Annotated in this window: 5 protein-coding genes; all 5 read right to left on the reverse strand. The window is 75.3% G+C overall.

The window, feature by feature from the left end:
- Positions 1 to 4 precede the first annotated feature (4 nt).
- From VA596_RS17065 to VA596_RS17085, 5 genes are read right to left on the reverse strand one after another with little or no spacing between them, the layout of a single operon-like run.
- Complete coding sequence (locus VA596_RS17065; protein WP_323328218.1) at positions 5 to 1,492, reverse strand: argininosuccinate lyase; 1,488 nt, start codon at positions 1,490 to 1,492, stop codon at positions 5 to 7.
- Positions 1,489 to 1,617: a hypothetical protein gene (locus tag VA596_RS17070; protein ID WP_323328221.1), complete on the reverse strand. Its 129-nt coding sequence runs from the start codon at positions 1,615 to 1,617 to the stop codon at positions 1,489 to 1,491. The genes VA596_RS17065 and VA596_RS17070 overlap by 4 nt, the downstream gene beginning before the upstream one ends.
- On the reverse strand, positions 1,614 to 2,813 hold the full coding sequence (locus VA596_RS17075) for an ATP-grasp domain-containing protein (RefSeq protein ID WP_323328223.1): 1,200 nt from the start codon (positions 2,811 to 2,813) through the stop codon (positions 1,614 to 1,616). Before VA596_RS17075 ends, VA596_RS17070 begins: the two co-directional genes overlap by 4 nt.
- Positions 2,813 to 3,853: a pyridoxal-phosphate dependent enzyme gene (locus VA596_RS17080; protein ID WP_323328224.1), complete on the reverse strand. Its 1,041-nt coding sequence runs from the start codon at positions 3,851 to 3,853 to the stop codon at positions 2,813 to 2,815. Before VA596_RS17080 ends, VA596_RS17075 begins: the two co-directional genes overlap by 1 nt.
- A gap of 5 nt (positions 3,854 to 3,858) precedes the next feature.
- Positions 3,859 to 4,791: a GHMP family kinase ATP-binding protein gene (locus VA596_RS17085; protein WP_323328225.1), complete on the reverse strand. Its 933-nt coding sequence runs from the start codon at positions 4,789 to 4,791 to the stop codon at positions 3,859 to 3,861.
- Positions 4,792 to 4,802: the final 11 nt, after the last annotated feature.

Raw genomic sequence — 4,802 nt, forward strand, 5'->3', positions numbered from 1 at the left:
CTCCTCAGGGTCGGTGGGTGTCGATCAGCGAGCGGACGGCGTCGTCGAGGCCGACCTCGGCCTGGCTCCAGCGCCAGCGGCGTTCTTCGACGTCGGCGCGGATGCGGGCGAACGCCGTCTCGGCCTCGGTGACGGCGGCGAGCACGGACTCCCGTGCCGGTCCCCCGCCGTGGGCCGCGTGCTGCGCGACCTCGGCCGGGTCGAGGGCCGCCAGGACGTGGCCGGGCTGGCCGGCCAGCCGGGTCCGGGCGACCTCGTGCAGCGGCAGCCCGGCTTCGAGGGCCTCCTTGGCCACGGCGCCGACCTCGTGGTGGGCCTGCCGGAACGGCATCCCGGCGTCGACGAGCCGTTCGGCCAGGTGGGTCGCCGCGGTCTGGCCGTCGACGGCCCGCTCGTACATCCGCTCGGGCACGGGCTCGGCCCCCTCGACGACCAGCCGCAGCAGGACCACGGCGTCGGTCGCCGCTTCGAGGGCCGACCAGGCCGGCGCGACGGCTTCGGTGCCGACGGCGATGGCGTTGGTGAACCGCGCGGTGGCCATCGCGCTCGCCGACGCCGTGAACGCGCCGAGCGGCGCCAGCGCCCGGCCCTGGACGTGCTCCAGCAGGAACGGGTTCCGCTTCTGCGGCATCATCGAACTGGACCCGACGACGTCGTCGGCCAGCCGCAGCAGCCCGGCCTCGGCGCTGGTCCAGGCCTGCAGGTCGTGCGAGACACGGCACAGCAGCACCCCGAGGACCGTGGCCGCGGACAGCTGCCGCAGCACCAGGTCCCGCGACGCGACGGCGTGCAGCGAGTTCGCCAGCGGCGCCGCGAAGCCGAGCAACGCCGTCGTGCGGTCCTGGTCGACCGGCAGCGACGTGCCGCCGACCGCGCCCGCGCCGAGCGGGTTCTGGTCGAGCTCCGCCCCGGCCTGCCACAGCCCTTCGACGTCGCGCACCAGCGCGCTCGCCACCCCGGCCAGGTAGTGGCCGTAGGTGATCGGGACCGCGGGCTGGTGGTGGGTGTAGGCGGGCATGGTGACACCGGCCCAGCGCCGCGCGCGTTCCAGCAGGGCGCGGCCGAGGGCGTCGGACTCGGCGAGCAGCCGCTCGTGCGGCTCGCGCAGCCGCAGCCGCACGACGGTGGCGTTGAGGTCGTTGCGGGACCGTCCACTGTGGAGGACGCCGCCGATCTCGGCGCCGAGGGTGTCGATCAGGTACGACTCGTAGGCGAGGTAGCGGCCGCGGGGCGCGGGGACCTCGTGCAACGGCGCGAACCGGTGCGCCCGCAGGTTTTCGATGCCCGCGAGGAGCTCGGCGGCGCGGCCGGGGTCGACGATGCCGCGTTCGGCGAGCATCACGACGTGGGCCCGGTCGACCTGGCTGATCAGGCCGAGCTCGGCGGCGACCGGGTCGGGGGCGGGTGCGGTGTCGCGGTCGAAGAGGATTTCCCGGGCCGCGGCGGCGACCGGCCGGGTCAGCCGTCCTGTGCCGCCCTTGGCGATGGTCATCGGGGTGCTCCTTCCGGGGTGTCCGGCTGGGGTGGTGGTTCGGCCGTCTCGCGGTCGTCGCGCGCGCGGTCGGCGCGGGCTTCGGCGGTCCGGGCGACGGTGGTGATCAGGAACCGCAGGGTCATCGGGTTTCCCTTTCGGGGATCACGGCTTCGCGCAGCACGTTCAGTCCGGCGACCGCGGCCGCGCGGCCGGCGCGGGGCCGGTCCGCCACGGCCAGGACGTGCCCGGCCCGGTCGCGGTAGTCCCGGGCCGGCCGGACGGAGGTGCCGTCGGGCCGGTACAGGCGGGCTTGCACGACACCGGGTACGGCGGCGGCCGCGGCGACCGTGTCCCCGGCCGCGAGCACCGAGGCCGACGACGCGGTGAGGAACCGCAGCGAGGCGCACGCCCGCCGGTCCGGCCGCAGGTCGGGTTCGACGCCCAGCACCGCGGCCACCTGCGCCGCGACCAGGTCGACGCCGGTCGCCGCGCGGACCAGCTCGGGGATCATCCCGCCCGCCAGGCGCGGGTTGACCTCCATCAGGCGCGGGCCGTCCGGGGTGAGCCGGATTTCGACGTGCGCGGCGCCGAAGCCGAGCCCGAGCGCGCTCACCGCGGCCCGGGCCGTGTCCGCCAGTGCCGTCTCGTCGGACGGCGGCAGCGAGGCCGGGGCGTCGTGGCCGACCTCGACGAAGAACGGGGCCGGCCCGAGGCGCTTGCGGACCACCGCCACGACGACGTCGCCGAACAGCTCGACCGAGTACTCCGGCCCGCTCGCGTACGGCTCCACCAGCACCTGGGCCGGCACCGGCAGGCCGCGTTCGTTGTGGGTGACCGAAAGCAGCGCCGCCGCCTGCGAGGCGACCGACTCGGGTGTCTCGCACCGCAGCACCCCGACGCTGCCCGAGCCCTCGGCCGGCTTGAGCACCACCGGGAACTCGGTGGCCGCCGCGACGGCCGCCGCCACCGACGTCACGACCGTGCACTTCGGTGCCATCGCCGCCAGGATGGCGCGCTGGTGGGCCTTGTTGCGGCAGTCGGTGACGGCGTCCGGGTCCGGGCCGGGCAGGCCCAGCTTCGCCGCGATCCGCGCGGCGACCGGGATGAAGTACTCCGAGCTGGTCGTCACGCCCGCGGGTTCGCCGATGTCGGCGGCGAGGACCGCGCACGGGTCGGTGGTGTCGACCTGGACGACGCGGACGCCGTCTTCAGCCGCGTACGGGTACCGGCTCGGGTCGGCCGCCGCGAGCACCGGCTCGTAACCGAGCTCGCGGGCGCGGCGGGCGAACAGCCGTCCGGTGCCGGTGGTGTTGCTTTCGACGAGCAGCAGGGTGCGCATCACGCCGCCACGACCGGGGCCAGGCTGCGCCGGCCCCAGTTCAGCCAGGTCCACGAGCCGCCGGGCTCGCTCGGCGCGACGACCTCGTACGGCTCGGCCGCGCCCGGGTGGGCCAGCCCCTGGGCCTGCAGCCACTCGTCGGAGTAGACGGTGTCCTGGTAGCGGTAGCCCTCGTCGGGCAGCAGCGCGACGACCGTGGCGTCCGGGTTCCGCCGCGACCACCAGTCGGCGACCTTGAAGGACGCGCCGCTGGTCGGGCCCATGAACAGGCAGTGCCGCGCGTACAGCTCGCGGGTCGCGGCGAACGCCTCCGCGGCGCCGATCCAGTGCACCTGGTCGTAGCTTTCGTGGGCGACGTTCGGCGGGACCAGGCTGTTGCCGAGCCCGCGCAGCACCCGCGGGCCGTCGGCCTGGCCGAAGATGGCGCTGCGCTGGGTGTCGACGCCGATCAGGTTCAGCTCGGGGGCGAGCATCCGCAGGAACGAGCTGGTGCCGGACGTCGACCCGCCGGAACCGACCGCGCCGACCAGGCAGTCCGGCACGCCGATCGTCTCGGCGAGCTGCTCGGCGACCAGCGCGTAGGACGCCGGGTTGTCGGGATTGCTGTACTGGCCCGGCACCCAGTGGTTCGGGTACTCCGCGCGCAGCTCCTCCAGCCGGTCGAGCCGGGCGCGCTGGAACCCGCCGACCGGGCTGGGCTTCGGGCAGATCTCGACGCGGGCGCCGAGGTGCTCGAGCCGTCGCTTCAGCGGGGCGTCGATCGCCGGGTCGCCGACGATCGTGAGCGGGTAGCCACGAAGCCGGCAGACCATGGCGAGGCCGAGGCCGAAGGTGCCCGACGACGTCTCGAGCACGGTCGTGCCGGGGCCCACTTCGCCGCGCTCCTCGGCACGGTCGAGCATGAACCGGGCGGGCAGCAGCTTCATCAGGCCGAAGGCGGCGACGTGGAAGTTGGGCCGGATGCGGATGATCCGGGGCAGCTCGGTCGCCTCCACGACGGACCGGCTCACGGAGTGGCTGACGGGGGCGGCAAGGGTCATCGGACTCACCTCTCGGTTTCGAACTGCCAGGTCTCGGTCACGCCCAGCGCGGCCAGCCGCGTCGCGGCGAACTCCAGCCGGGCCGGGGTTTCGGCGTCGGCGGTGTCGAACAGCAGGCCCGCGACGTCGCCGCTGTGGGCGACCTGGACGCCGGTGGCTCCCGCGGCCCGGGCGGCCGCGAGGACGTCGTCGAGGCCCGGGATGGGCAGGTGGCGCTGGTTGAGCAGGGTGCTGGCGGTGGCGACGCGGCCGAGCAGCCGCGCGTCGCCGTCGTGGACGGCCCGGCGCAGCAGGCCACGCAGCGGGCGGAACGCCTCGATCTCCCACGACGTGTAGCGCGCGGGCGGGAGTTCCAGGGTTTCGACGCCGCGACCGCCGGGGCTGGTGCCGAAACCCAGTACGGACAGCGGCATCAGCTCGCCGAGGTCTTCGATCGGCTCGCCTTCCCGGTGGGCGAAGACCACCGCGCGGCCGCCGTACATCAGGGAGTCGGACGCCGTTTCGGCTTCGACGGCGAGCGCGCCTACCTCCGCCGGGGCGAGCCGGCGGCCGGTCGCGGCGAGCACCGCGCCGATCGCCGAGGTCACGTCCGCCGTCGACGACCCGAACCCGCGGCACAGCGGGATGTCGCTGGTGATGTCGAGCAGCCCGCCCGGGACGGGGTACCCGAGCCGGGCGAGCGTCAGGTCGGCCGCGCGGCGGGCCTTGCTCCGCCACGCCGGCCGCACGGTCGTGCCGCCGTCTTCGGTGGGCAGGAAGGTGGCGCGGGTGCTGTAGAGCGGGCAGGGCAGCGTGACCAGGCCGCGGCGCAGCTTGTCGCCGGTGACGAAGACCCCCTGCAGGATCTCGCCGTGGTGGGCGTCGACGCGGAAGCTGCCCGCGCGCGGGTCGGTGACGGTGGCGGGGGCCGGTGCGGCGACCGCGAGGTCCTCGGTCATGGCGTTCTCCT

It is taken from the genome of Amycolatopsis heterodermiae (assembly GCF_034929455.1).
Lineage (GTDB): Bacteria > Actinomycetota > Actinomycetes > Mycobacteriales > Pseudonocardiaceae > Amycolatopsis > Amycolatopsis heterodermiae.